The organism is Pseudomonas sp. CM25 (genome assembly GCF_013179705.1).
Classification (GTDB): Bacteria; Pseudomonadota; Gammaproteobacteria; order Pseudomonadales; family Pseudomonadaceae; genus Aquipseudomonas.
This window is the reverse complement of sequence record NZ_JABMCW010000511.1, coordinates 1-2,826: the sequence shown is the minus strand read 5'-3', so window position 1 is coordinate 2,826 and position 2,826 is coordinate 1. Positions and strand designations below refer to the sequence as shown.

Below are 2,826 nucleotides of genomic sequence, written 5' to 3'. Positions count from 1 at the left end.
CAGCCCCCGAAGCGCCCAGGCCAGTCTGCGACCGCACGAATTGCGGGTAGAACAGCGCCCGTTCGTCATCAGCCGCCTTGGACTTGTCGGTGACCGAGAAGAACCAGATGCTGGCGAAGGCGATGGCCATCGAGAACAGCGCCGGGTACTCGTACGGGTAGATCGGCTTTTCATGGCCGAGGATCTGTACCCAGATAGTAGGCCCGAGAATCATCAGGGTCACCGCGCTTACCAGGCCCAGCCAGCCGCCGATCATCGCGCCGCGGGTGGTCAGCTTCTTCCAGTACATCGAAAGCAGCAGCACCGGGAAGTTGCAGCTGGCAGCAATCGAGAATGCCAGGCCGACCATGAAGGCGATGTTCTGCTTCTCGAACAGGATACCCAGGCCGATCGCCAGCACGCCCAGGGCGATGGTGGTGATCTTCGAGACGCGGATCTCATCCTTGTCGTTGGCCTTGCCCTTGCGCCAGACGCTGGCATACAGGTCGTGGGACACCGCCGAGGCGCCTGCCAGGGTCAGGCCGGCAACCACCGCCAGGATGGTGGCGAAGGCCACGGCCGAGATGAAGCCGAGGAACACGCTGCCACCCACCGCGTTGGCCAGGTGCACCGCTGCCATGTTGTTGCCACCCAGCAGGGCGCCGGCGGCGTCCTTGAAGTCCGGGTTGGTGCTGACCAGCAGGATTGCGCCAAAGCCGATGATGAAGGTAAGGATGTAGAAGTAGCCGATGAAGCCGGTGGCATACAGCACGCTCTTGCGGGCTTCCTTGGCGTCACTGACGGTGAAGAAGCGCATCAGGATGTGTGGCAGGCCGGCGGTACCGAACATCAGCGCCAGGCCCAGCGAGAAGGCCGAGATCGGGTCCTTGACCAGGCCGCCTGGGCTCATGATCGCTTCACCCTTGGCATGCACCTTGATCGCTTCGGAGAACAGGGTGTTGAAGTCGAAGTTCACGTGTTTCATCACCATCAGCGCCATGAAGCTGGCACCGGACAGCAACAGCACGGCCTTGATGATCTGTACCCAGGTGGTGGCCAGCATGCCGCCAAACAGCACGTACAGGCACATCAGGATACCCACCAGGATCACCGCCACGTGGTAGTCCAGGCCGAACAGCAGCTCGATCAGCTTGCCGGCACCCACCATCTGCGCGATCAGGTAGAACGCCACCACCACCAGCGAACCGGAGGCCGACAGGGTACGGATCTCCTTTTGCCCGAGGCGGTAAGAGGCGACGTCGGCAAAGGTGTACTTGCCCAGGTTGCGCAGGCGTTCGGCGATCAGGAACAGGATGATCGGCCAGCCGACCAGGAAGCCGATGGAGTAGATCAGGCCGTCGTAGCCAGAGGTGAACACCAACGCGGAAATGCCCAGGAACGAGGCGGCCGACATGTAGTCGCCGGCAATCGCCAGGCCGTTCTGGAAACCGGTGATCTTGCCGCCGGCGGCATAGTAGTCAGCGGCAGACTTGTTGCGTTTGGAGGCCCAGTAGGTGATGCCAAGGGTGAAGGCGACAAAGGCCACGAACATGGCGATCGCCGAAACGTTCAGCGGTTGTTTCTGCACCTCGCCGGTCAGGGCATCGGCGGCCCACACGGCGGGTGCGAAGGCTCCGCAGGCCAGTACGGCCAAGGTTTTGGCATGGCGGATCATTGTTGCGCCTCCTTCAGGATGGCCTTGTTCAGCTCATCGAACTCGCCGTTGGCGCGGCGCACGTAGATGGCGGTCAGGACGAATGCCGAAATGATCAGGCCAACACCCAGGGGGATACCCCAGGTAATCGACGACTCAGGGCTGAGCTTGGCGCCCAGGATATGAGGACCGTAGGCAATCAGGAGGATGAAGGCGCAGTACAGGCCGAGCATGATCGCCGAGAGGATCCAGGCGAACCGTTCGCGTTTGGTGACCAGCTCCTTGAAGCGGGGGCTGTTTTGTATCGAGAGGTAAATGCTGTCGTTCATTGTTTTTGTCCTAGCAGCACAGATAGGGGATGAAACCCACACCCTTACTTTATGCGGCTGCTGGACGCCAACCAGACGACCTTAGTCTTAGATGCAACGGTGTTTTACCAATTGCGTAACAAACTGACGGCCCTTTCGCGGGCATGCCCGCTCCCACAGGGGTATCACGAGGCCTGAGGACAGTGATATCCGTGTGGGAGCGGGCGAGCCCGCGAAGAAGCAAACTGGCCCTTGCAGGTAGTTACTTGCCAGTCCACTCCTTGACGCGATCAGGGTGCTTGGCCACCCAGTCCTTGGCCGCCGCTTCAGGCTTGGCGCCTTCCTGAATCGCCAGCATCACTTCGCCAATCTCGTCTTTCGACTGCCAGTTGAATTTCTTCAGGAACTCCGCCACTTCCGGCGCCTTGGTCGCCAGTTCCTTGCTGCCGATGCTGTTCACGGTTTCGGCCGCGCCATACACGCCTTTCGGGTCTTCGAGGAACTTCAGCTTCCACTTGGCAAACATCCAGTGCGGCACCCAACCGGTCACCGCGATCGACTGCTGCTTGGCATAGGCACGTCCCAGCTCTGCAGTCATCGCCGCGCCAGAGCTGGCCTGCAGCTTGTAACCGGTCAGGTCGTAGTCCTTGATGGCCTGGTCGGTCTTGAGCATGACCCCGGAGCCGGCGTCGATGCCGACGATCTTCTGCTTGAAGCTGTTGTCGGTCTTGAGGTCGGCGATGCTCACCGCCTTGACGTACTCGGGGACGATCAAGCCGATCTTGGCGTCCTTGAAGTTGGGGCCGTAGTCGACCACGTTGTCCTTGTTCTTGGTCCAGTACTCGCCGTGAGTCACCGGCAACCAGGCCGACAACATGGCATCGA

The 2,826-nt window shown here is 60.9% G+C and carries 3 protein-coding genes; all 3 read right to left on the bottom strand.

Going from position 1 to position 2,826, the window contains the following annotated elements:
• On the bottom strand, window positions 1-1,654 hold a 1,654-nt coding region (locus HP546_RS28695; protein WP_172232784.1), incomplete at its 3' end, for a cation acetate symporter.
• Window positions 1,651-1,962 carry a DUF485 domain-containing protein gene (locus HP546_RS28690; protein ID WP_172232781.1) on the bottom strand — a complete coding sequence of 104 codons (312 nt, stop codon included), beginning with the start codon at window positions 1,960-1,962 and terminating at the stop codon, window positions 1,651-1,653. The genes HP546_RS28690 and HP546_RS28695, both read right to left, overlap by 4 nt.
• 241 nt (window positions 1,963-2,203) lie before the next feature.
• Window positions 2,204-2,826 (bottom strand): glycine betaine ABC transporter substrate-binding protein (locus HP546_RS28685; RefSeq protein WP_172232778.1); only part of this gene is annotated, 623 nt, incomplete at its 5' end.